The organism is Haloferax sp. Atlit-48N (assembly GCF_003383015.2).
Taxonomy (GTDB): domain Archaea; phylum Halobacteriota; class Halobacteria; order Halobacteriales; family Haloferacaceae; genus Haloferax; species Haloferax volcanii.
On sequence record NZ_CP137693.1, the window covers coordinates 108,996 to 133,567 of the forward strand.

Consider the following 24,572-nt stretch of genomic DNA (forward strand, 5'->3'; position numbering starts at 1 on the left):
GCGGTTACGCGATGTTAGACGAGGAATCTTCGATTCAGCGGAGAGACGTACTGAGTGCGCTCGGTGCCGCCGGCGTCACCACGCTCGCGGGTTGTACCGGTGGAGACACCGGAGACACCGACGACACGGAGGCGAGCGAAACGACGGCCAGCGAGGGAACGACCAGTGGAACGACGACCGGCGACGTCGAGACCACCGACGGCGGGGGGCCAAGCGAGGGAGAGACGGTCAACGCCGCGTGGGTGTACATCTCCGAAATCGGTGATCTCGGGTGGTCGTGGGCGCACGACCAAGCCCGGCAGGCCGTCGACGAGCAGTACGACTGGTTGGAGACGGAGTACACGGAGGCCGTCGCGCCCTCGGACTCCGAGCGGGTCTTCGAGCAGTACGCCCAAGGGGACGTGGACGTGATATTCGGAACCACGTTCGGCTACCAGGACCCGATGTACGCGGTGGCGGAGGACTACCCGGACACCGTGTTCGAACACGCGACGGGCTACCGGACGCGGGAGAACATGGGTCGCTACATGGGTCGCATCTACGAGCCGCGGTATCTGGCCGGACAGGCCACCGGAATGGTCACCGAGAACAACACCATCGGGTACGTGGCCGCGTTCCCGATTCCGGAGGTCGTTCGGTCCATCAACGCGATGGCGCTGGGCGCGCGCTCCGTCAACCCCGAGGCGACGTTCAAGGTTCGCTGGGTCAACGCCTGGTTCGACCCGCCGACGGCCAGAGAGGCCGCGAACGCGCTCATCGACGAGGGCTGTGACGTCATCGCCCAAGAGCAGGACTCGCCGGCGGCGGTCAGGGCCGCCAGCGACGCCGGCGTCTGGACCTCAGGGTACAACGCTCCGATGGGGCAGTTCGGCGGTGAGAACTACCTCATCTCTCCGATTTGGGACTGGACCGAGTTCTACGGTCCGACCCTCGAATCGCTCCACGAGGGGTCGTGGGAAGCCGATGCGTTCTGGGGCGGGATGGAGACGGGCGTTCCGATGCTCGACGAGTGGGGACCGAACGTCTCACAGGAGGTCAAAGACCAGGTCGCCGCGACGGAAGAGCAAATCCTGAACGACGAACTCGACGTGTGGGCGGGCAGCGCGTTCGAGGGGGAAAGCGACGAGTTCCTCTTCCAAGAGATGAGCAGTTTCGTCGAGGGCGTCGAAGGCGAAGTGCCGAGCTAATCCGCGTCTGCCGGGGATGCGCGGCGGAGCACGACGACGGTCGACCGGCCGACCGACGGACGAGTATGCCAACCCACAGCGCACTTTTTGCGGCCGCGAACTACCGCAGACGACGAGGGCCACCGGACCCCCGCCGGCGGCGGCGACCCGGAGTCACTGCGTTCGGCTATGGTAAACGAATTTCGCGGATTCCGAGAACGGACAGACCCGCCCTTAGACCGGAATATGAGAATAAGGCCAAATATAGTGTATTTACCGTACGTACATATTCATGTAGCATCGTATAGTTAACATAGGCGAACGTTAATACGGGAGGAGTGACACAACCACACTATGAAACAGACGGGGCAAAAAGGGGGGCCACGGACGCTGAAGACGGTCACGACGGCGTCACGGGTTCTCGACGCCGTCAAAGACTGCGATGGAATCGGTGTTTCGGAGCTCTCCGACTATTTGGACATCTCGAAGAGCACGGCGTACATCCATCTCAGGACGCTGGAGGAAAACGGCTTGCTCGTCCAGCGCGGGGACCGCTACCGGTTCGCGTTCAAATTCACCGTCCTCGGAGAGTACGCGCGGAATCAGAGCCCGCTGTACCGATACGGTAAGCCGGAGGTCGAAAAACTCGCGGCGGAGACCGACCAGTACACGCACATCGTCACCGAGGAGAACGGCTACGGGGTCAACCTCTACCAGGTGAAAGGGGACACGAGCGTCGATGGAGAGTACCAGACCGAGAAGGTACAGAGCCAAGACCACCTCCACTACACCGCCTCCGGAAAGGCGATTTTGGCCGCCCTTCCCGACGAGCGAGTCGAGAAAATCATCGAACAACGCGGACTCCCTGCGCAGACGAAGGCCACTATCACCGACCGCGAGGCGCTGTTCGACGAACTCGAACAGATTCGCGAGCGCGGCTACGCGTACAACGACGAAGAGGAGATCAGAGGGTTTCGCGCCATCGGTGCGCCAATCGAAGACCCGAGCGGGCAAGTGCTCGGTTCGGTGAGCGTGTCGGGCCCGACCAGTCTCCTGCAAGGCGAGCAGTTCCAAGAGCACGTCCCGAAACTCGTCACGCAGTCCGCGAACGTCATCGAGGTCAACATCAACATGAACGCGCAGTCGTAGTCGATGGGACGGGACGTTTGTAATGCTCGAACGCGCTTCCAAACGGGAGTCGTGTGAGAATATTGTTAAATACCCGCGATATTCACCTTGCATTGTCTTGGAGAACGCCTAATACCACCGACAGAAGCACGCTCTATTGGATTTGATTCAGCACACCCACACAAATGTGTTATTATCGTACAATACACCGTGCGCGATGGCACGGATGCGGGAGCGGCAGATGATTTTACACATCTACGACCGTAATCCCCTGCGACAAAGTGCTGAAATTGTATCATTAGATAGTCACGATTCGAGAGCATATAAAGTTCGGCAAAAACGAACGTACCGTCGGTCGAGCCAGGAGAGCGGGCGAAGACCGCGGGTTCGGCTCGCTCGAACCCGAGTCACGCGAGCGCGAGTTCCAGTTCGAACTCGCTGACGATGTCCTTGACCGTGTGTGCGAGTTCGGCCTTCCGGTCCTCGCCGGTCACCGAGTGGGCCGGGCCCGTGACGCTGAAACCGCCGATAACGTCGCCCGAACGGCGCGTCGCGGCGACGCCGATGGCGTAGAGTTCGTTGAAGTTCTCGGCGCGGTTGACGGCGTAGCCCTGTTCGCGGACGCGCTCCAGTTCCTCGAACAGCGTCTCGCGGTCAGTCGTGGTGTTTTCCGTCTCCTGTGGGAGGCCCCATCGGTCGAGTATCTGTTCGATGCGCGGCTCCGGGAGTTCCGCGAGAATCGCCTTCCCGACGGCGGTGTTGTGCAGGAACAACCGATTGCCGAGTTGCTCGTGGGACCACCCCATCTTGCTCCCCGAGGCGGTGTGCAGGAAGACGGCCTTCCCACCCATCTCGACGGTGAAAATCGACCGAAGGCGGGTCTCTTCGAACAGTCGTTCGGTGAACTGCCGCGCGAGGACGAACGCCGGTTCCCGCGTCCGGACTTGGTTCCCTAACCGAAGCAGTTCCGGGCCGATGAAGTAGAAATCGCCCTCCTTGATGACGAACTGTTCCTGCTTGAGCGTCGCGAGGTGACCGTGAATCGTGCTCTTGGGCTTGTCCATCCGCTCGGCGATTTCGGAGACTCGCGCGCCGTCTATCGCTTCGAGTTGCTTCAGAATCGCTATCGAGGTGGCGGTCGTCCGGAGCGTCTTTGGTGAGTTATCCGTTGGCATACCTCAATATTTTCGGCTATGTATTTAAAATTCGGGATGGTCGAACGACTAAGCGGACGCGGTCTCAGCGAGACGGTGTTGGGCGGCGTCCGGGCGGCGTCGACCGACGTCACCCCTCGACTTCGACCCACCCGCCGCGCTCGCCGGACTCGTACGCCGCGTCGAGGACGCGCAGCAGTTGCACGGCGTCGTCGACCGTCGCAGGCACGTCGCCGGTCTCGTAGCCCGCGAAGTAGTCCTCGAAGTAGTCCTGCACGAAGTCGCCCCACGCCGGGAAGCGGTCGTACGTGAACTCGAACTCGACGGTCCGCTTCGGCGCGGCGGTCCAGTCGGGGTGCTCCGAGGTGATATCGAGCGGGACCGTGGGTTCGTGTTGGAGCGAGTCGTGGTGCAGCGGCGTCAGCGCCTGTCCCTCGGTGCCGTAGAGCCCGAGGTGCGTGTCCTTGCCGCGGTCGCTCAGGTAGTAGCCGGTGTGGTACGTGCCGAGCGTCCCGCTTTCGGTCTCGAACTGGAGGACGGCACCGGCTTCCACGTCCGCCTCGACCGCGTCGTGGAACCGGGCGTTCACCCGCGCGATGGGGTCGTCGAGAATCCACGGCATCACGTCGACCCAGTGCGGGCCTATCCATTGGAGCGCGCCGCCGCGGCTCGTCTCGCGGTCGTAGAGGTAGTGGTCGGTGTCGCGGTAGGAGAGTTGGCTGGCGTTGAAGCGGCCGTCGAGCGTCCACACGTCACCGAAGAAGCCCTCCGAAACCCGGTCGCGGAGCGTCATCGCGACGGGGTTGCGCCGGTAGTACATCGTCGGTGAGACGGTCACGCCGAGCTCGTTGGCGCGGTCAGCGATATCTTCGAGGTCGGCGGCGGTCCGAGCGATGGGTTTCTCGCTGATGACGTGAACGCCGTTCTCGACGGTGCTCTCGATGATTGCCGGCGTCTCGTCGCTCCGGTAGGTTATCCACGCCACGTCGACGTCGGCGTCGGAGACGAGTTCGTGAGGGTCCTCGTACACCGCCGCGCCGCCGACGAGGTCCGCCATGTCCTGTCCCTCGGTCGTGATTTCGTCGGGCCGGTCGTCCATCGCCGCGATGTTCCCCACGTCGACCCGTCGTCCGGGTTCGCAGACCGCGGTAATCGTCGCGTCCAACTCGCTCGCGACGGCGAAGTAGGGGTCCCGGTGGTGGTGGTCGATACCGATGTATCCGATGTTCGCACCCATACACGTAGTTCACCGAAAATGATGTAAAAAGATGCGGGTACAAGCAATATAGCCGGTCGCGGGCGGCGCGTCGGCTCCGCGCAGTCAGCCGTCGGGCGATTCGACCCGCCGAGACCACGACCGAAGCCACTGTCGGGTCCCGCCGTTCGGGACGTTCAGTTCGTGGCTGTTGACCGGGAGGTCCGGGTAGCCGCCGACCTGCTTTTGGCTGTCGACGAGATAGCTCGCGCCGAGTTCGACGTGTTCGAGGATGCGCTCGTCGGTCGCCGTCCGGTCGGCCGGGCGCGCGCCGACGTTTTCGAGGTTGTGTTCGAACGTCCGGTCCGACGGCATCGCCGCGAGTCCGTCGGGCCACAGCGGTCGCTCGTCGACGACGGTCACGTTCTCGTCGACCATCGGCACGTCGTCGTCGGTGACGTTGTCTTCGAGGTACGCGGTGGCCGTGTCCACATCGTCCTCGGCGAACACGTTCGCCTTGTCGGAGTTGGGGTTGCGGTAGGCGTTGCCGACGATGCTCGCCTCGGTGTCGGGGTCCAGCCACGTTCCGTCCTCGAAGTCGTACATCACGTTGTTGACGACGACGCTCTCGGTTCCCTCCTTGAGTCGGGGGTGGCGGTCGGTGTTGAACGCCCAGACGTTCCCCAGCATGGCGACGTTCGTCGCGTCGTTGCCGATGAGCGACCCGTAACCGTGTTCGCCTTTCGGGTGGACCGAGTCGTCGAGCGCCTCGGCGACGAGGCAGTTCGAGACGGTCGTGTCCGCGGTCTCGTAGCCGACCGAGAGACACTCGTCGACGCTCCACGAGGCGGAGACGTGGTCGATGACGTTGTTCTCCGTCTCGTCGGCCGTGTTGACCGTGTCGAGCGCCCAGTCCTCGGTCGGCTCCTCGATTCCCGCGTCACCGAGTCGGACCCGGACGTGCTGGAGGACGCAGTCGCTCGCCGCGACGTTCACGCGGCCCCTGACCAACGTGACGCCCGGCGAGGGCGCGGTCTGCCCGGCGATGTAGCACTTGTCGTACGGAATCGGCAGGTCGCGCACGCCGAGGTCGACCGTGCCGCTGGTCTCGAAGACGACCAGTCGCTCGCCGTCGACGGTGACCGCCTTTTCGAGTTGGCGGCGCGTCGGTTCGGTTATCACGATGACCGGCGTGTCGTCGTCGAGCCACGGTGCCGCGTCCGCGAACCCGTCGCTCGGTCCGAACTGCGACGCGCTGTCCGGACCGGCATGGTCCGAGCCGGCGCTGTCCGGGGCCTTGCTGTTCGACGGGTTCGGCGTGCTGAACGTGGAGACTGCGCCTCTCGCGGTGTCTCCGTCGGCCGTGTCGGCCACCGCGCGCACCTCGTAGTAGCGGCGGTCCGTCAGGTCGCCGGCCTCGACGCTGAACGCGCCCGGCGAGGAGCGTTCCGTCGATGCCGTGGTGTTCCACGACTCGGTCGGGACCTCCCGGTACTCGAAGTAACACGCCGCGGAATCCGCACCGCCGAGGTCGCTCAGTTCGCCGGTGAGGGTCGCGGCGTCGGAGGCGATGGCGGTCACGTCGCCGGTCGAGACGAGCGGGACGCCCGCCGTACTCTCCACGCTTCCCGCGACATCGACGTCGCCGATGTCTCGGTTCCGGTCGGGGTCGACCCCCGAGAGGTTCTGGAACGTCGCCGTCGCGAGCGTCCCGGAGAGGTGGCTGGTGACGGCCAGACCGACGTAGACGCTGTCGCCCAGCGAGATGTCGTCGCCGCCGAGCGTGGTAATCGAGGTCCACGTCTCGCCGTCCGTGGAGTGGTACGTCTCTATCGTGTCGCCGCTTCGCGCGAGGCGGAGCCAGTCGGCCGGTGTGCCGCCGACGCTGTTCGTCTCGGCCCCGTCTTCGGGTCGGTACTGCATCGACGCCTCGCCGTTGGGGCGGCGGCGGACCATGACGTTCTTCGCGTCGGGGTCGAGCGACTCGCGAACCATCGGGCCCGCCTTCGTCCAGCTTTCGACGTTGTCGATGCCGGTGTTCTGGACGGCGACGTCGAAGTCGCCGCTCAGTTCCGTGTAGTGGTAGTGGAACGCGTCGGCCGTGCCCCAGATGTCGTCGCCGCCGCCCTGCATCGAAATCACGGTCGCGGCCGCAGCGCCGCCACCGAAGAGGCCAGCAGTCGTCGCGCCGATACTGCCTGCTCCGAGCACGCGGAGGAACGTTCTCCTGTCAGGTGTCATGAGCGAATTACTCACCAGATAACATATTCAACGATTGTTATAATTTATGGTAGCCCCGAACTGGGGCGACGGCAGTAGATAAAGTTCGAGAGTGGCGAACGAATGAAACGGTGTCTGTGACGAAATGACGAGGTGAAACCCAGTATATTACAAGCATATGTTTGTAACATATCGGGAGATACATATAAAGTTCGGCATACCCGAATCGGAGTCGCCCGAGTCACGCACGTCGTCGGCTCCGCGCTCACATTCGGCGTCGAATCGGCTGTTCACGGGTGCGGGCGACGGTCAGACGCGCGAATCGTTCACGGCGGAACCCGAAACCATGCAAAAGGTTATTACACTCCGACCAGCAGATTGGTGCAACGAGTTAGCCCATGCAAGAGCTAGGTATCATCATGAACGGCGTGACCGGCCGGATGGGAACGAATCAGCATCTCATCCGCTCTATCGTCGCGCTGCGCGAGGAGGGCGGCGTGGAACTCCCCAGCGGGGAACGAGTCATGCCGGACCCGCTTCTCGTCGGCCGCAACGAGCGCAAGCTCCGCGAACTGAGCGAGGAACACGGCATCGACCGCTGGACCGTCGACCCCGACCTCGAAACGTGTCTCGACGGCGACGACGAGGTGTACTTCGACTCGCAGATAACCCCCCGCCGCCCTGACAGCGTCATGAAGGCTATCGACGCCGGAAAGCACGTCTACTGCGAGAAACCGCTGGCGAGCGACCTCAGCGCCGCGCTCGACGTGGCCGGGATGGCCGAAGACAGCGACGTGAAACACGGCATCGTCCAGGACAAACTCTGGCTCCCCGGACTGTTGAAGCTCCAGCGGCTCATCGAACAGGACTTCTTCGGCGACATCCTCTCGGTGCGCGTCGAGTTCGGCTACTGGGTGTTCACCGGCCACGGGCAGGAGGCACAGCGCCCCTCGTGGAACTACCGCGCCGAGGACGGCGGCGGCATCGTCGACGACATGTTCTCCCACTGGAGCTACGTGCTGGAGAACCTGTTCGGTGAGGTGGAGTCCGTCCGCTGTCTCCAGAAGACCCACATCGACGAGCGAATCGACGAGGACGGCGAACCGTACGAGGCGACCGCCGACGACGCCGCCTACGCCATCATGGAGTTGGAAGACGACATCGTCGCCCAACTCAACTCCTCGTGGACCGTCCGCGTCAACCGCGACGACCTCCTCGAAATCCAGGTCGACGGGACCGAGGGAAGCGCGGTCGCCGGCCTGCGCGACTGCAAGACGCAGGGCCACGCGAACACGCCGAAACCGGAGTGGAACCCCGACACGCCGAAGGAACACGACTTCTACGAGGACTGGACGGGCGTCCCGAACAACCGGGTGTTCGAGAACGCGTTCAAGCTCCAGTGGGAGAAGTTCGTCCGCCACGTCGTCGCCGACGAGCCGTTCCCGTGGGACTTCACCGCCGGGGCGCGCGGCGTCCAACTCACCGAGGCGAGCTATCGGTCCTCCGAGGAGGGTCGCCGGGTCGTCCTCGACGACCTCAACGCGTAGGAACGCCCCCGACGAACAGTTTTATGTCGAACTCGGCCGTCGGGTGCGGCATGCACACAGATGACAACGAGAACCCCGCAGACTGGCTCTCAGTCCCGGAAGACGTTATCCTCGAAGCGTGCGGCAACCCCCCGCTCCCCGAGTTAGGTATCGTCGAACAGGTCTGGGAGACGGACCCGATTCCGACAGACGACGTGCCGGAGGCGGCCGCACGGGCCGTCGACACGCTGTCGTTCGCGGACGTTCCCGAGGGCGGCGAGGTCGCGCTCGGCGTCGGGAGCCGCGGTATCGCGAACCTGCCGGACATCGTCGCGGGTGTCGTCGACGCCGTCTCCGAGGCGGGGTACGAGCCGTTCGTCTTCCCCGCGATGGGGAGCCACGGCGGCGCGACCGGCGAGGGACAGCGGGAGATGCTGAACGAACTCGGCGTCACCGAAGCGCGAATCGGCTGCGAGATTCGGTCCAGCATGGAGGTCGTGGAGGTCGGGCGCACGCCGGACCGCGACGTACCCGTCGTCGCCGACGCCAACGCCGCGGCCGCGGACGCCATCGTCCCCGTCAACCGCGTCAAACCCCACACCGACTTCGACGGCGAGGTCGAAAGCGGGCTGTCGAAGATGCTCGTCATCGGCATGGGCAAACAGCGCGGCGCGCAAATCGCCCACAAGTGGGCGGTCGACTGGTCGTTCCGACGGATGATTCCCGAGATAACCGAGCAGCTCTTGGACTCGCTTCCCATCGTCGGCGGCGTCGCTATCGTGGAAGACCAGCACGACGACACCACGCTCATCGAGGGCGTCCCCCCGTCGGGCTTCCTCGACCGCGAGCGCGAACTGCTCGAAACCGCCTACGAACTGATGCCGAAACTCCCGTTCGATGAGCTCGACTTGGCCGTGTTCGACCGGCAGGGCAAGGAGATTAGCGGGCAGGGGATGGACACGAACGTCATCGGCCGCCGACCGTTCTCCATCAACGAACCGGCCCCGGAAAAACCGAACATCAAGCGCATCTACACCCGCGGGTTGACCGAGAAGACCCACGGCAACGCGATGGGCGTCGGGTCGGCGGACGTGATTCACGAGGACATCGCCGCCGAGTTGGACGCGGGGACGACGCTCATCAACGCGCTCACCGCGAGCACCATCCGCGGCGTGAAGCTCCCGCCCGTGGTCGAGACCGACCGCGCGGGCGTCGTCGCCGCGCTCTCGACTATCGGCGTCGTCGACCCCGACACGGTCCGAGTCGTCCGCGCGGCCGACACCATGCACCTCCACCGGCTGTACGCCTCGCCGGCGCTGGTCGAGGAGGCCCGCGACCGCGACGACCTGCGCGTGGTCGAAGAACCCTCGCCGATTGCGTTCGAGAACGGCCAGTTCGCCGCGCCGTCGCTCCGGGACTGAAGCGCACAGGAGCGTTTTTCGCAAAAACGAGTGCGTCGGGCGTCGCCTACCGCTCGACCGTTTCCGGCTGGGCCGAGACGACGGCCTCGGCCATGTCGCCGTAGTTGCCGGCGAGGAGCACCGAGGACTCCCCGTCATTCGCGCCAGCCGCGCCGTCGCGGACGTGCGCGAACGGTTCGCCGTCGTCGGGGGCGACACAGCCGCCGATTCGGAGGTGCTCGACGCCGTCAGCCACGACGGCCGGCCCCTCGTCGGCCTCGGTCTCGAAGCCCTCGAGGACGACGGTCGAACTCGCTTCCGCGGTCAGCGGGGTCCCGCTCCCGTCGGGGACCGTTACGCGAACGTCTCGGAACGAGACGCTGCCGAGCGACTTACAGAAGACGCCGTGGCGCTGGTCGTAGCCCTTCGCCATCGCCGGCGAGAGGTCCGACGCGTCGAACGGGCGGGTCGCGTCGATGTCCACGTCGGTAAAGGAGATGCCCTCGAACCGCTGTTCGGGGAGGCCGGCGAGGAACGCCGCCGACTCGACCTCCTCGGCGGTGATGTGGTGGAAGTCGACGTTGCGGACGTTCGGCGTCGCCTCGGTGACTGGCTCGGGGTCGCTGTCGATGTCCGTCTGGTAGTAGCCGTTGATGACGAACGGGCAGGCGACGCGGCGCATGACGATGGTGTCGAACCGGAGGTCCTCGACCGTCCCGCCGCGGCCGCGCTTGGACTTGATGCGGATGCCGCGGTCGGTGTCGGTGAAGGTGCAGTTCGTGACGGTGACGTGCCGCACGTCGCCGGCCGTCTCGCTCCCGATGACGACGCCGCCGTGGCCGTGTTCGACCGTGCAGTTGGTCACGACGACGTTCTCCGTCGGGCGACCGACTTCGCGGCCCTCCTCGTCCTTGCCGGACTTCAGGCAGATGGCGTCGTCGCCGGCGTCGATGTGGGTGTCGCTGACCCTGACGAATCGCGAGGAATCGATGTCGATGCCGTCGCCGTTCGGGGCGTCCGGGGGGTTCCGAATCGAGACGTCGTGAATCGTCACGTCGTCGGAGTAGACCACGTGCGTGTTCCAAAACGGGGAGTTCCGGAGCGTCACGCCGGAGACGGTCACGTTCTCGCAGCCGTCTATCTGGAGCAGCGGCGGGCGCACCGTGAACGTGCTCACCGCGTCCTGTTTGTTGCCCCTCCGAATCTCCTCGAGGCGCTCGGTGAGTTCGGAGGGGTACTGCTCGGGCGGTACCGACACGAACTCCCACCAGTAGGAGCCGCCGCCGTCGATGACGCCCTCGCCGGTGATGGTGACGTTCGCGGCGTCGGCCACGTAGAGACACGGGTGGAAGCCGTCCTGGTTCCACCCCTCCCAGCGGCTCTCGACCGTCGGGAACGCGGTGAAGTCCTGGACGAACCGGAGTTCCGCGCCGTTGGCCAGCCTGAACGTCGTGTCGTCGCCGACGCGGAGCGGGGCGCTTCGGTACGTCCCCGGCGGGAGATACACCTCGCCGCCCGTTCCGGCGCAGTCGTCGAGCGCCGTCTGAATCGCCGCCGTGTCGAACGAATCGTCGTCGTCGATACCGTAGTCGCGCACGTTCCGCTGTTCGAGAGTCACGCCTGAAGCATCCGCGAGCGCGTTGATAAACGTTGTGCCGAGGTACCACGGCGCAGTACGGCCGGTCGCCCGATGGGAGGAAGACGGCAGGTCGCCTCAGAGCCGGTCGCGCAGGAAGGGCCACGCGCCGGCCTCGAAAAAGCGGTGGCCGCCGTCGCCGACGTAGAGACTGCACTCGCCGTCGGCGTCCGCGGCGCAGTACCGCTCGCGGATGCGGTCGAACGCGCGTCTCGTTCCGGCAATCGGGAAAATCTGGTCGGCGTCGCCAGCGACGACGCGGAGCGGCCGCGGAGCGACGAGGCCGGCGATGTCCCACACCTCGCCGAGGCGTCGGAGGCCCGGGACGTAGTTGCACAGGCAGTGGTCGATGGGGACGATGGAGTCCTCGAACGGGCAGACCGACGCGCAGGCGACGACGGCCCCGAGTCGCTCATCGAGCGCGCCCGCGAGGAGTGCGACCGTCCCGCCGCCGGAGTGACCGCAGACGGCCAGTCGGTCCGCGTCGAGGTCGGGGGCGTCCGCGACGAAATCGACCAGCCGGCACACGTCCCAGACGCGCTCGCCGACGAGCGACCGGCCGACGAGTTGGGCGCGCTGCTGCCAGTACGTACACGCGCTGACGGCGTTGGACGCGTTCGATTCGTCGGCCGCGTCGGGGGCTAGCTCACCGAAGGCGCGCATGTCGGGGGCGACGACGGCGAAGCCACGGCGAACCGCCTGCCGCGCGATGTCCCGTCGGTCGTCGGTGATGTGACGGCGGGCCGCCTCGCCATCTGCGACACCGGCGGCGAGGTCCTTGCCGTGTTCGGTGTGGCCGTGAAGCGCGACGACGACGGGATACGGCGGGTCCACCGAGTCGGGGACGAGCAGATAGAACGGGACGCGGAACCCCCGTTCCGTGCGGACGCTCCACGTCTGTCGCTCGTAACTCCGGTGTTGAACCGACCCTCCCGAGCGCTCCCGTCGCCTCGGGTCGATGCCCTCGACGGCGCGGTCACGCATCGCCGGGAATCCGAGTACATCGCGCAGTTCGCCGCGGAACGACGCCTGCCACGCCGCGAACGCCCGGCCGGGGGTGCCCGCGGACGCGACCGAACTGTCGCTCCCGTCGCTCGCTCGGAGGACGCCGTCGAACCAGTCGTCGTAGTCGAAGCCGGTCATTCGGTGTCGTTTCGACGAACGCGACGACCTCACAAGTGCGTGTCGACGCCGTAAACGGGGTAAATCGTTCCCCGTGGGCGAACAGAACAGAGAGAAGCGATAGCTCGCATCTGAGGCCGTCTACGACCCGTTTTCGGACATATCTGGCGGGTAACGAAACGAGCAGAACGCGGGGAAACGAGCATTACGGTTGTAGCGGCGTCACGGCAATCGACAGACGCCCACCGACCGCAGTCCTGCCGATAAGAGTCCTGAGAGCGGGGATTCTCGAACACGGGGCGCTGACAGAGCGTCGGTTCGGGGGGACGCCCGCTCGGCCGACGGGTCTGAGTTCCCCGTACGCGAACAAAAACGGCCGTCTCGGAGGTGTACTCGACGCCGAAATCAATAGACAGCGGAATGATAGCGTCAAAAATGTCAGCGTGGTATGGAGAACAGGACATTGTAGTATGAAGAACGGTGGCGACGCGAGTCGAGAGCGAGGGCGAGAAAGAAACCGAGACCGGCCGGGACGGACCGAAACGGAACGGGCCAGACCGGACGAGACCGGGCCGAGAGTCAGTCGGTCAGTCGAGCGCGTCGCTCAGGTAGCCGCACCGCCAGAAGACGACGCCGACGGTCGCGAGAAGCACGCCGGCGAGGGCGAAGTCCATCATGAGGACGACGTACGAGGCGGTCCCGCGCTCGATGCCCGTCATCGCGAGGAGTCCGAGCACGACGATGAGGAGCGTGAACGAGAGCACGCTGGTCCACAGCATCTTCTTCCGGCAGATCCAACATTTGAAGTACGACCGTTTTGAGGTTCCCATTACCGGCGATTTCGCAAAACGGGATAATAGTCCTTTGGGGCCACCATCTCGCGGTTCGGCCGTCCAGAGTCGCAAGCGCGTCCGCGCAGTCAAACTTAATGTCATTAAATAATCAGCATTATCGATGGGTATATATAGAATAGTCGTAATGGGTACTGTGTGATGGATTCGCAAAGCAGCGCTGAGTCCGACAAGTGGATCAGCGACGATGAATGGGAAGACGCGTCGTCACAGACGCGCCGCCGTCTGCTTCGAAACGCCTTCGGTGCCACGGCCGGGGCCGCCGCGCTGGCCGGGTGTAGTCAGGGCGGGAACGAAGACACGCCGACGCCCCTCGAAAACGAGGGCGATGGCGGTGGAAGCACGACGACCGACGGCGAGTCGAGCGGCCAGTCGTCGGGGCGGACGCTCAACCACATCATCTCGCTCGCACCGACGAACGCCCGGTTCAACCCGTACGGCAACGCCGCGAACTTCTCGTTCCGGTGGTACTGGGCGATGTTCGACCAGTTGGCCGTCCACGACAAGGTGTCGAACAAGACGAAAGGGATGGTCGTCAAGGACTGGGAGTACGCCGACAACGGGCAGGTCACGTGGAACATCCGCGACACCTACACGTGGCACAACGGCGACGACCTGACGGCGGAGGACGTGACGACGCAGCTCAAAATCGGTCAGCTGATGCAGACCGTCCACAAGGGCTACGGCGCACAGCCCCTGTACGAGAACGTAGAGCAGACCGGGAAGTACGAACTCACCTTCGACCTCGTCGAGCCCAGTATCAGCCGGGAGATATTCGAGTTCGGTCACATGAAGCGCCGGGCGTGGCTCTGGGCGCACCGGGACATCTGGGGGCAGTACGCCGAGATGTTCGACGACGCCACCACCGAATCGGAGCGGACCTCCGCCCAACAGGAGATGATGCAGGCGATTCAGCAGGACGTCTGGGACAACGCGAACGTGCCGGGGAACTCCGTCTGGGAGTTCGTCAGCGGGGAGGAGAACGTCGCGCACTTCGAACCCTACGACGACTACGTCAGCCCATTCAGCGACGCCGAGTGGGCGAACGGCGAAATCACGGGCGACATGATAGACTACAACCTCGACTGGCACCGTTACCCGAACCAGCAACAGCGGACGAGGGCGATGCAGGAGGGCGTCATCGACGTGAGCTACCCGCCGGAGTCGCAGTCCGCCCGGGACCGACTCAAGGAGAACGGCTGGGGGCCGGCCGACAGCCTCTCCGAGGACCAGATTACGCCGCAGATGCGCAGCGGGGCGATGGGCGTCCTGCTCAACTGTCAGAGCGACATCACCGGCGACCCGCGCGTCCGGAAGGCGATTCACCACATCGTCCCCCGGAAGCCGCTCGTCGAGTGGGTCCCTGACTACGGCACCTACTGGGTCGAAGACCGCATTCCGTCCGGCATCGGGCAGGACAAGGAAGTGCCCTGGTTCGGCGGGAACTCGAACTGGCCGAGCGGGGACCTCGCGGAGCTCGAACGGTACGCACACACGGAGAGCGACGTGGACGAACAGCGGGCGACCGAACTCCTCGAAGCCGCCGGCTTCACGAAGCCGGGCAACCGCTGGAAGGACCCCAACGGCGAGAACGTCACCCTGCGGTTCTACACCGCGACCTCCGACGAGGAGCCGATGGCCCTGCGGTTCGCCCAAATCGCGAAGACCTACCTCGACGACTTCGGACTCCAGACCGAAGTGACCGCACAGGAGGCGACCATCCGCGCCGGCAAGACGATGGAGTCCGGCGACTGGGAGCTGCTGTTCGACAACTGGGGCGGCGCGAAGTCCGGTCCCCCGTTCCTCGGCTTCTCGAACTCGTTCAGAGTGCAGGAGTCGCTGTCCGGACAGCCGCTGCCGACCAACGACAACTGGGCGATGGACCGCGTGGTCGAGGTGCCGTACCCCATCGGTGACCCGAGCGGCGACCTCCAAGAGGTCGACGTCATCGACAAGCTCAACGAGCTTCGGACGCAGATGTCGGACGACGAGCGCAGACAGAAGGTCGCGGAAGTCTCGTGGATATTCAACCAGTCGCTCCCGATGATGCTCATCAACGAGGAGGGCGGCACCGGCGGCTACTGGCTGAATCACGACAACTGGGCGACGAAGCCACCGAACGACAATCTGAACCCGGCGTACCGCTACGAAATCGTCGAAATCGGCCAGTACTCCTACTGCCAGTACATGGCCAAGATGGGAACCGAGTACTTCCACCCGGCGGGAGGGCAGTGACCGCGCCGAGCGCCGCCACCTGAACCAGAACCCGTCGTCTCACCGAGACAGTCACGTATCAGCCATGCGGTGAACTCCCCGTCCGGCGGCCGAGATACTCGCCTCCGGACGCGACGACGGCGAGGTCGGTTCGGTCGAGTGCGGTCGAAAGTAGCCCCATTCATAATGATTAAGTACACACATGAGAGCTAACAACTAGCAAGGATGGTCGAGAAAAATTACTACGTGCGCCGGATAGCGCAGGCCCTGATAACGGTCTGGGCGGCGATCACGTTCTCGTTCGCGACGGTTCGGCTCATACCGGGCGGGCCGATGGACTACATCGCCGCGCAGATTAGACAGCGGTCCGGAGGGGCGGTTTCGTCGACTCGTCTCAACCAGATGGTCGAGATGTACTCGAACGTCAATCCGGACAAGCCGATGCTGCAAGCGTACGTCGAATACATCGTATCGGTCGCACAGTTTGACTTCGGACGGTCTATCTTCTACGCGCAACCGGTTTGGGACGTGCTCGGGCCGGCAATCCCGTGGACGATGTTCGTCTCGCTTTTCGCCCTCGTCATCGGCACCATCATGGTGTTTCTCATCGGCGGCTTCCTCGCCGTCCACGAGGGAGACGCCTGGGACATCGTGGGAAGCTACTTCGTCATCTTCTCCGACGCCGTCCCGTACTACATCGTCGGCCTCGTGCTGCTGTTCATGCTCGGGTTCGGCACCGAGTTCTTCCCCAACGGCGGCCGCTACGACAACGCGCTCACGCCCGGCTTCAACGTCGAGTTCATGGCCAGCGTGCTGCGACACGCAGCGCTCCCCATCATGTCGTTCGCGCTGACCTCGTGGGGCGGCCTCGAATTCCGGGCGCACTGTACCCGCATCATCGGTGAGGACTACGTCGACGTGGCGGAACTCAGGGGACTGCCCGACAGCCGGATTCAACTGCGGTACATCGGGTGGAACTCGATGCTGCCGATGTACACCGGCCTCATGGCCGGGCTCGCCAGCCTGTTCGGCGGGTCGGTCATCATGGAGCAGATATTCCGCTACCGCGGCATGGGCTTTTACTTCTACGAGGCCACGATGGCGCGGGACTACACGACGGTCATGGCGGCGGTCATCCTCTTTACCATCGTCACCGTCGTCGGCCTGCTCATCGCCGACTTCACCTACGGCTTCATCGACCCCCGCGCCGGGCACACCCAGCGCGAGTCCTACTCGCGGTCGTACCGCGAAACCCTCCAGCGATTCGTCAACCGCCTGCGGGGCGGCGGCGCGGACGAGACCGAAACCATCGACGACCGCATCGAAGGCAACCGCATCTCGTCCAGCGGCGCGATGAGCTTCGACGTCGATAGCTCCGACTTCTCGCGCGGCGAGTACATCAGAGAGCGAATCGACCAGAGCCTCCTGACCCCGTTCCGCATCATCTGGACCTCGCCGCGGGCGCGCGTCGGCGCGATAATCCTCGGCATCTTCGGCTTCCTCGGGCTGTTCGGACCGTACCTCGTCCCCGAGGTCAGGCCGATGCAAGGGCCGATTCTCCTGCAACCGCTGGAGAACATGCGCTACCCGCTCGGCACCGACGACATCGGCCGCGACCTCCTCGCACAGCAGGTGCTCGCGACCCGTCCGATGCTCATCATGATGCTGTCGGGCGCGGCGGTGACGCTCGGCCTGGCCATCCTTCTCGGCGTCACGGCCGGCTACCTCGGCGGCGTCATCGACAAGGTGCTCATGACGGTGACGGACGTGATGATGAACATCCCCGGACTGGCGCTGGTCATCGTCCTCGCCGTGATTCTCGAACCGAAGAGCCCGGTGTTCGTCGGGTTCGTGCTGGCAATCGACAACTGGCCACGGTTGGCCCGACAGCTTCGGTCGCAGGTGCTCACCATCCGCAGTGAGTCCCACGTCGAGGCCTCGCGGGTGCTCGGACTGCCCACGTCGAGCATCCTCTCGAAGAACGTCATGTCCCGGCTCATGCCGATGCTGACGATGGGGACCGTCGGCTCCATGCGGAACATCCTGATGGAGTCGGTCGGCCTGTACTTCATCGGCGTGCTGCCGTTCACGACGAGCAACTGGGGCGTCATCCTCAACATCGCCCGCAACGGCGGCGCGCTGTCCGGCATGGACCGCTTCCACTGGCTGCTCGCGCCGATACTGTTCATCGTCACGATGACGTACGGCCTCCAACTGTTCGCCCAGGGGACGGACCGGCTGTTCAACCCCCGCCTGCGCGCCCGCCACGCGGCCACCGTCTCGACCGACGACATGGAAGGCGGTCGCGGCGGCTCGGAGGGCGGCGACGGTGCCGCGTCCGCTGCGGACTGACGAGCACACCCCAGTCGGTCGATTTCGTGTCGCTGTTTTTTCGGTCGTTTCGCGCCGAGCGTATCCGTGCCACTCGATAGCAGGGAAAAGATTAACACACGCGCTATCGACCTATCAAACGGACTTCAACCATGAAAGTGGAGAAAGAAGGAAATACGACGCGGTACCTGCTCGGCCTCGTGATACTCGTACTCCTGCTCGTCGGGGTGTACTACGGGTTCACCATGATGTGATCAGACCAGCCGGTACGCCCAGATAAGGACCCGGAACGCGACGGCCACGAACACCAGCAATCCGCCGATTATTCCGAACATTCCCGCCCAGACGCCGGTCTGGAGGACCGCGCCCAGGAGAATCAACAGCGCGCCGATGAGAATCACCGCCGAGGTGATACCGCCGAATTTGGAGCGAACTGTCCACAGGACGTTCTGTCGCGTCTGCGCTTGCGCCATGTCAGCACGGACATCGCGGACGAACTTATAGTTTGCCGGTATCGCGGGTCGAACTACCCGAAGCCCACGGAATCGGCACGCGACGACTGCGCCGGCGGAAAGTGTTAAGTAGGATTGAACATGATAGTTTCCCACTACGGTCACATGTTGACGATAGGCACGCGTAACGGGCGGGGTCGCTCGCCCGCCGTACGAACCGACGAGAGGGACTGACCATGGCGACGCAACACACCAAACGGAAGACGCGGGACGAGCCATCTGCCGAGCACAACGTCTTAGAGATAACGAACGCGAGCGTCGCGTTCGCGATGGAGCGCGGGGACGCGCGGGTCCTCGACGACGTGTCGATAAACGTTCGCCGCGGCGAGGTGCTCGGCGTCGTCGGCGAGTCCGGCTCCGGCAAGTCGATGCTGGCGGACTCCATGCTCGACGCCATCGACTCCCCGGGGACGCTCACCGGCGACGTGGTGTTCAACCCGCCGGAGGGGGGCGAGCCCATCAAGGTCAACGAGCTGAGCAAAGAGGAGCTTCGCCGGTTCCGCTGGGAGCGCGTCTCGATGGTCGTACAGGGGGCTCTCGACTCGTTCAACCCGACGCTCAGCATCGGTGACCACTTCGTCGAGACGCTCCGAGCGCACGACTACGACATTCAGGAGGGGATGGAACGCGCCCGACAGCTCATCTCCGACGTACACCTCGAACCGGACCGCGTCCTCGACGCATACCCCCACGAGCTTTCGGGCGGGATGAAACAGCGCGCGCTCATCGCGCTGAGCCTCATCCTCGACCCCGACGTGCTCGTGATGGACGAGCCGACCGCCGCGCTCGACCTCCTGATGCAGCAGTCGATTCTGAAGCTCCTCTCGGAGCTGAAAGCCGAGTACGACCTCACCATCGTCATCGTGACGCACGACCTGAGCCACGTCGCGCGCATCTCCGACCGCCTCGCGGTGATGTACGCCTTCGAACTGCTGGAACTCGGCCCGGTGCAGGACATCGTCATGGACCCCGCCCACCCCTACACGCGGGAGCTCCTCAACTCGATACCCGACATCGACGCCGACCTCGACGAGATGGCGTCCATCGAGGGGACGAGCCCGGACCCGTTGAACGTCCCGAAGGGCTGTTCGTACCACACCCGATGCCCGCTCGCCGACGAGCGGTGCCGGGCGACGAACCCGGACCTCATGGAGGTGTCCGACGACCACGGGGCCGCGTGCTTCTACACGGACGAGGCCCGCGAGACGATTCCCCTCAAGAAGGAGGTCTCGAAATGAGCGCCGACCCCCTGCTCCGCGTCGACGACCTGAGCGTCCACTTCGGCGGCAACGAGGGCATCCTCGACCGCTTCCTCGGTGACGACAAAGGCGTCGTCCGCGCCGTCGACAACGTCTCGCTCGACATCGGCGAGAACGACGTGGTCGCGCTCGTCGGCGAGTCCGGCTGCGGCAAGACGACGCTCGGAAAGGCCATGATCGGCCTCCAGCGCCCCACCTCGGGAACGGTCCGCTTCCGCGGACAGGACATCTGGAAGTCCGACCTCGAAGCCGGCGACATCCCGTACAAGGAGATTCGGAAGTCGCTCCAGATGGTCCACCAGGACGCCGGCAACTCGCTTGACCCCAACCGGACGATATTCAAGAACCTCAACCCGGCGCTGAAGAAGTGGCGGCCGGAACTCAACCTCGTCGAACGGCGGGAACTCGTCCACCAGATGCTCGATACGGTCGGGCTCACCCCCGCGGACGACTACGCGTCTCGGTATCCCCACCAACTGAGCGGCGGGGAGGCCCAGCGGACCGTCATCGTCCGGTCGATGCTGCTCGAACCGGACCTCATCCTCGCCGACGAGGCCGTGAGCGCCCTCGACGTGAGCCTCCGGGTGAACCTGATGGACCTGCTTCTCGAACTCCAGGAGATGTTCAGCACCTCGTTCGTCTTCATCTCGCACAACATGGCGAACGCCCGGTACCTCGCCGGCCGCGCCGACGGCCGCATCGCCGTCATGTACCTCGGCCGCATCGTCGAAATCGGCCCGGCGGACGAGATTATCAAGAACCCCCAGCATCCGTACACCAAGAGCCTCCTGTGGGCGACCTCCGGCCTCTCGGAGATAAACGACCCCATCGAGACGCCGCCGGTCAGGAAAATCGACATCCCGGACCCGGAGAACCCGCCGAGCGGCTGTCGGTTCCACACCCGCTGTCCCGAGGCGCGGGAGTACTGCACGTCGAACACGCCGGACCTCTCCGGCATGGGCGGCCCGTCTGACCGCCACGAGGCGGCCTGCTTCGACGCACACGACAGCATCGACTACCGGAACAGCGAGCCGCTCACTGACGACCTCGACATCGACGTCGCGGACGACGCGGAACAACCGGCCGACTGAAAGAAAAATCTCGATTGGGACTGCTGTTCAGACGCTGTCGCCAACACCGAAACCGGTACCGGCACCGATGCCAGTTTTCGCTCCCGTACCGACTCCTGTTTTCGCTCCCGTACTGACGCCCGTTTTGGCTCCCGCACCGATGCCTGCGCTCACTCCCGAGTTCACTCCGCGTCGCCCGCCGGACCGACATCAGTCGGGAAGCCGTCGGGGACCGACGGCGGGCGCTCGCACTGCGCCGAGAGTTGGACGTACGCGCCCTCCTCGGCGGACTCGCGGATGCCGTCCATCGCTTCGAGGACGTGGAACCCGAGGTCGCCGCTGGTCCGGTGGTCCCAGTTGGAGCGAAGCGAGTACGCGAGGTCGACGAGGCCGAGACCGCGCTGTTGGCCGGGGTGGTCGCGCTCGACGGAAACCTCGCGCCACTCGCCGTCGTCGTCGTCGCTGAGGTGGACGCGAGGCGTCCCGTCGAACCGGTTGGGGTCGGTGACGCTCAGCGTCCCCTCGGTGCCGTAAATCTCGAACCCCGGCAGTTCCGACTCCCACACGTCGAAACTCGTGAGGAGCGTCCCCGTCGCGCCGTTTTCGAAGGTCACGACGGCCGTCTCGTGGGTCGGCACCGACACCGGAATCCGCTCGCCGCGGCGCGGTTCGCTCGTTATCTCGCGCTCTGCGAACGGGGTGTTCGCGGTCCCGGCGACCGACTGAATCGGGCCGAGGAGCGTCACGAGCGACGCGAGGTAGTACGGCCCCATGTCGAAAAGCGGGCCGCCGCCGTCCTCGTAAAATCCGTCGGGGTCCGGGTGCCAGTGTTCGTGGCCGTGGTTCGACCAGAGCGCCGTCGCGCCGACTGGGTCGCCGATGCGGCCCTCGTCGATGAGGTCGCGGCAGGTCTGGATGCCGGTGCCGAGGACGGTGTCGGGCGCGACGCCGACGGTCAGTCCGCGCTCGGCGGCGGTCTCCAAAATCGCCTCGCCTTCGGCCTTCGTCGCCGCGAGCGGCTTTTCGGTGTAGGCGTGCTTGCCCACCTGAAGCGCGGCCGACACGAGGTCGCCGTGGGTTCCCGCCGGCGTGAGCACGACCGCCACGTCGATTACGGGGTCGGCGAGCAGGTCCTCCGTCGCGAGGACGCGAGGCACGCCGTACTCGTCCGCCTTCGACTCCGCGCGGTCCGCGTCGAGGTCGGCGCAGGCGGCGATGTCGAGGGCGTCGAAGCGGTTCCCCGCCTCGAAGTAGACGTCGCTGATGGCTCCACAACCGATGATACCGAGAGTCACGCGCTCCATACCGGGGCGACGCGGGAGAGGCCCAAATAGCTGTTGCCGGGCGCGGGCGCGAAGGGGTCGTCGGTCAGGGAAGCGCGCTCAGTCGTCCGCGTCTTCGAGGTTGCCGCGGCCGCCGATAGACGACACCGACACCCACTCGCCGCGGCTGTCCGATACCTCGGCGGCGAAGGCGATGTCCAGTCCTTTTCTGGCCGCAGCGGGTGAGACCATCGGCGGTCGCCCCTCGGAAACGGCCGCGACGAAGTCGCGTATCTGGGCGACGTGCGGGCCGTCGGGGCGGGGTTCGGGGAGTTCAACGGGCTGTTGTTCCCCGTTCACTTCGAACAGTTCGACGCCCGTCTCGGTGACGCGAAGCGTCCCCTCGGTTCCGTTGAATTCGAGGCTGATGGGCTGTTGGGGCCGCGTCGCCGTCGTCGCCGACACCTGCCCGAGCGCGCCGCCCTCGAATCGGAGGGAGAGCGCGGCCGTGTCGGGGGCGTCGATGTCGTGGTACAGCGCGTCGCCGGTGCCCGCGACCCGTGACACGTCGCCCGCGACCCACTGGAGCAGGTCGATGCCGTGAAGCGCCTGCGTGAACAAGACGCCGCCGTCGAGGTCCGCGCTCCCGTGCCACGAAGACACGTCGTAGTACGAGCGGTCGCGGTGCCACTTCACCCGCACGTCGGCGAACACGAGTCGTCCGAGCCGGCCATCGCGGACCACCTCGCGGGCGAACTGCATCGTGGGGAACAGCCGCCGTTGGAGGATACAGGCGAGGGTGACGCCCGCGTCGCGGCAGGCGGCGACCATGTCGTCGACACGGTCGGGCGTGATTTCCAGCGGCTTCTCGCAGAGCACGTCGATGCCGTCTGCCGCGGCGTCGACGACGATGTCGCGGTGGGCACCGTTGGGCGTGCAGACGCAGACGGCGTCGAGGTCGGCGTCGACTAACAGGGCGGCGTGGTCGGTGTACGACGGACAGCCGTATGTCTCACCGAACGAACGAGCGGTCTCCGCGGTGTGGTCGGCGCAGCCGACGAGGTCCGCGCCGTCGACGGCGGCGAGCGCTTCGGCGTGGGACCGGCCCATGCTCGAACAGCCGACGATACCGACCCGAACCGGCGTCTCGGTCATCGGCGCTCACCGTCGGACGAGAGAGTGGCAGTGACTGTGACTGTGGGCGTCATCGATTCGAACGTCAGCGGGCGGCGTGATAAGCGTTTACGAGCGGGGGTCGGGGTCGCGCAGTCGTGCGGTCGCGCGGCCTCACTCGGGCGAGAAGCTCTCGGTGAGCGTCCGCCCGACGAGTCCGGCGGCGACGAACGCGAGGACGCTGGTGCAGACGAACGCCGTGGCGTAGTCGAACCGGGTGGCGAGCACGCCGACGACGAGCGGGCCGAGCACGCCGCCGAGGCCGCGAGCGGTCGAGCGAAGGCCCATCAGTTCGGACTCGCGGTCGACGGGGGCCACGTCGGCGACGAAGGCGATAGTGCCCACGGTGAGCATGGAGAACGTCACCGCGTGGACGACGAAGGCGGTGCTGCTGATACCGATGCGGGCCAACTGTCCGTCGGGGACGAGCGCGAGCACCACGACGAGCGCCTGCACGCCGCTGCCGGCGAGACCGCCGACGATGAGCTTCTTCCGCCCGATGCTGTCGCTCAGGCGGCCGAAGCCGTACATCGAGACCACGCGGACCGCGGGGCTGACCGCGAGGACGGCACCCATCACGACGTTCGAGAGGCCCACGTCGGCGACGAGGAACACCGGGACGACCGAGATGAACCCCTTCTCGGTCATGTTCCGGAGGACGATACCGACGTACAGCCAGCCGAGTCCGGTCCGCTCGAACAGTTCTCGCCGCGCGCCGCCGGGGAGGAGTCGGCCGCGGACTTCCCCCAGGAGTCGGCCCGCGGTCAGCGTCGCCTCCGACGGCGGCGTCGGGTCGCTGATGCGGAGCGTGAGGAGGGTCGCCACGAGTCCGAGGCCGACGACGACGAGATAGAGGTCTGTCGGGACGAGCACGCCGACGAGATAGCCGACGAACAGCCGACCGCTGATGGCTCCCGAGGAGCGGGCGCTGCTGTAAAAGCCGATGGAGCGCCCGCGGCCGGACTCGCCGCCCGACTCGCTCACGATGGTCAGAATCACCGACTGGAAGCCGGCGGTGAACACCGCGAACAGCCCGCGACAGGCGATTTGGAGCGGGACCGACGCGGTGACGGTCAACGGGGCGACCGCGAGCGTCGAGAGGAACGCGGTGCCGATGAGTATCGCCCGCCGGCGACCCGTGATGTCGGCGATTGCGCCCCAGACCGGGGCGAACACGAACAGTCCGAAGGAGAACGCCGCGTACGCGAGGCTCACCGCGAACGGCGACCCCTGTTCTCCGATGTAGAGCGCCATCGCCGTGCCGAAAAGCGACCCGCACGCGACGCGCGAGACGCCGATGAGCGCGAGTGCGCTCCGCTGCCCTCGACTCGCTGGTCGAGCCTGCTGATTGAC

The 24,572-nt window shown here is 65.5% G+C and carries 18 protein-coding genes; 8 read left to right on the forward strand and 10 right to left on the reverse strand.

Going from position 1 to position 24,572, the window contains the following annotated elements:
- Window positions 1–11 precede the first annotated feature (11 nt).
- Complete coding sequence (locus DEQ67_RS18390) at window positions 12–1,187, forward strand: BMP family ABC transporter substrate-binding protein (RefSeq protein WP_004041224.1); 1,176 nt, start codon at window positions 12–14, stop codon at window positions 1,185–1,187.
- Between the two features lie 333 nt (window positions 1,188–1,520).
- A complete protein-coding gene (locus tag DEQ67_RS18395) occupies window positions 1,521–2,315 on the forward strand; it encodes an IclR family transcriptional regulator (RefSeq protein ID WP_004041223.1) in 795 nt (264 codons plus the stop codon).
- Window positions 2,316–2,701: 386 nt separating this feature from the next.
- On the opposite strand, the gene DEQ67_RS18400 is transcribed toward DEQ67_RS18395, so the two are convergent.
- The 3 genes from DEQ67_RS18400 to DEQ67_RS18410 form a co-directional block, all read right to left on the reverse strand.
- Window positions 2,702–3,469 carry an IclR family transcriptional regulator gene (locus DEQ67_RS18400; RefSeq protein ID WP_008605612.1) on the reverse strand — a complete coding sequence of 256 codons (768 nt, stop codon included), beginning with the start codon at window positions 3,467–3,469 and terminating at the stop codon, window positions 2,702–2,704.
- 109 nt (window positions 3,470–3,578) lie between these two features.
- Entirely contained in the window at window positions 3,579–4,685 is a 1,107-nt protein-coding gene (locus DEQ67_RS18405) for a Gfo/Idh/MocA family protein (RefSeq protein WP_115803641.1), read from the reverse strand.
- Window positions 4,686–4,769: 84 nt separating this feature from the next.
- On the reverse strand, window positions 4,770–6,884 hold the full coding sequence (locus tag DEQ67_RS18410; protein ID WP_199506011.1) for a pectate lyase: 2,115 nt from the start codon (window positions 6,882–6,884) through the stop codon (window positions 4,770–4,772).
- A 377-nt stretch (window positions 6,885–7,261) separates the two neighbouring features.
- Between DEQ67_RS18410 and DEQ67_RS18415 the strand changes: the two genes are divergently transcribed.
- Window positions 7,262–8,410 carry a Gfo/Idh/MocA family protein gene (locus tag DEQ67_RS18415; protein ID WP_115891527.1) on the forward strand — a complete coding sequence of 383 codons (1,149 nt, stop codon included), beginning with the start codon at window positions 7,262–7,264 and terminating at the stop codon, window positions 8,408–8,410.
- A 23-nt stretch (window positions 8,411–8,433) separates the two neighbouring features.
- On the forward strand, window positions 8,434–9,810 hold the full coding sequence (locus DEQ67_RS18420) for a DUF362 domain-containing protein (protein WP_115891591.1): 1,377 nt from the start codon (window positions 8,434–8,436) through the stop codon (window positions 9,808–9,810).
- A 46-nt stretch (window positions 9,811–9,856) separates the two neighbouring features.
- Here the strand turns inward: DEQ67_RS18420 and DEQ67_RS18425 are convergent, their stop codons facing one another.
- The 3 genes from DEQ67_RS18425 to DEQ67_RS18435 form a co-directional block, all read right to left on the reverse strand.
- Window positions 9,857–11,407 (reverse strand): glycoside hydrolase family 28 protein, encoded by a 1,551-nt coding sequence (locus DEQ67_RS18425; RefSeq protein ID WP_115891590.1) that lies wholly within the window; start codon window positions 11,405–11,407, stop codon window positions 9,857–9,859.
- 96 nt (window positions 11,408–11,503) lie between these two features.
- On the reverse strand, window positions 11,504–12,568 hold the full coding sequence (locus tag DEQ67_RS18430) for an alpha/beta hydrolase family protein (RefSeq protein WP_115861392.1): 1,065 nt from the start codon (window positions 12,566–12,568) through the stop codon (window positions 11,504–11,506).
- A gap of 566 nt (window positions 12,569–13,134) precedes the next feature.
- Window positions 13,135–13,377 (reverse strand): hypothetical protein, encoded by a 243-nt coding sequence (locus DEQ67_RS18435; protein ID WP_231896186.1) that lies wholly within the window; start codon window positions 13,375–13,377, stop codon window positions 13,135–13,137.
- 162 nt (window positions 13,378–13,539) lie between these two features.
- On the opposite strand from DEQ67_RS18435, the gene DEQ67_RS18440 reads away from it, so the two are divergent.
- Window positions 13,540–15,633 (forward strand): ABC transporter substrate-binding protein, encoded by a 2,094-nt coding sequence (locus DEQ67_RS18440; RefSeq protein ID WP_115861394.1) that lies wholly within the window; start codon window positions 13,540–13,542, stop codon window positions 15,631–15,633.
- 204 nt (window positions 15,634–15,837) lie between these two features.
- The gene (locus tag DEQ67_RS18445; RefSeq protein WP_115861396.1) at window positions 15,838–17,964 is read left to right on the forward strand and encodes an ABC transporter permease subunit; all 2,127 of its coding nucleotides are present in this window, start codon (window positions 15,838–15,840) and stop codon (window positions 17,962–17,964) included.
- Between the two features lie 233 nt (window positions 17,965–18,197).
- Here DEQ67_RS18445 and DEQ67_RS18450 read toward each other — a convergent pair whose 3' ends face one another.
- Complete coding sequence (locus DEQ67_RS18450; RefSeq protein ID WP_115803634.1) at window positions 18,198–18,416, reverse strand: hypothetical protein; 219 nt, start codon at window positions 18,414–18,416, stop codon at window positions 18,198–18,200.
- Window positions 18,417–18,631: 215 nt separating this feature from the next.
- On the opposite strand from DEQ67_RS18450, the gene DEQ67_RS18455 reads away from it, so the two are divergent.
- Together DEQ67_RS18455 and DEQ67_RS18460 are read left to right on the forward strand one after the other, a co-directional pair.
- Window positions 18,632–19,693: an ABC transporter ATP-binding protein gene (locus DEQ67_RS18455; protein ID WP_004041211.1), complete on the forward strand. Its 1,062-nt coding sequence runs from the start codon at window positions 18,632–18,634 to the stop codon at window positions 19,691–19,693.
- Complete coding sequence (locus tag DEQ67_RS18460) at window positions 19,690–20,805, forward strand: ABC transporter ATP-binding protein (RefSeq protein WP_115891589.1); 1,116 nt, start codon at window positions 19,690–19,692, stop codon at window positions 20,803–20,805. The genes DEQ67_RS18455 and DEQ67_RS18460 overlap by 4 nt, the downstream gene beginning before the upstream one ends.
- Before the next feature lie 161 nt (window positions 20,806–20,966).
- On the opposite strand, the gene DEQ67_RS18465 is transcribed toward DEQ67_RS18460, so the two are convergent.
- The 3 genes from DEQ67_RS18465 to DEQ67_RS18475 form a co-directional block, all read right to left on the reverse strand.
- On the reverse strand, window positions 20,967–22,088 hold the full coding sequence (locus DEQ67_RS18465) for a Gfo/Idh/MocA family protein (protein ID WP_115891588.1): 1,122 nt from the start codon (window positions 22,086–22,088) through the stop codon (window positions 20,967–20,969).
- A 78-nt stretch (window positions 22,089–22,166) separates the two neighbouring features.
- Window positions 22,167–23,201 (reverse strand): Gfo/Idh/MocA family protein, encoded by a 1,035-nt coding sequence (locus DEQ67_RS18470; RefSeq protein WP_115803631.1) that lies wholly within the window; start codon window positions 23,199–23,201, stop codon window positions 22,167–22,169.
- A gap of 132 nt (window positions 23,202–23,333) precedes the next feature.
- Window positions 23,334–24,473, reverse strand: coding sequence for an MFS transporter (locus DEQ67_RS18475; protein WP_223174136.1), 1,140 nt, complete (start codon window positions 24,471–24,473; stop codon window positions 23,334–23,336).
- Between the last annotated feature and the right edge of the window lie 99 nt (window positions 24,474–24,572).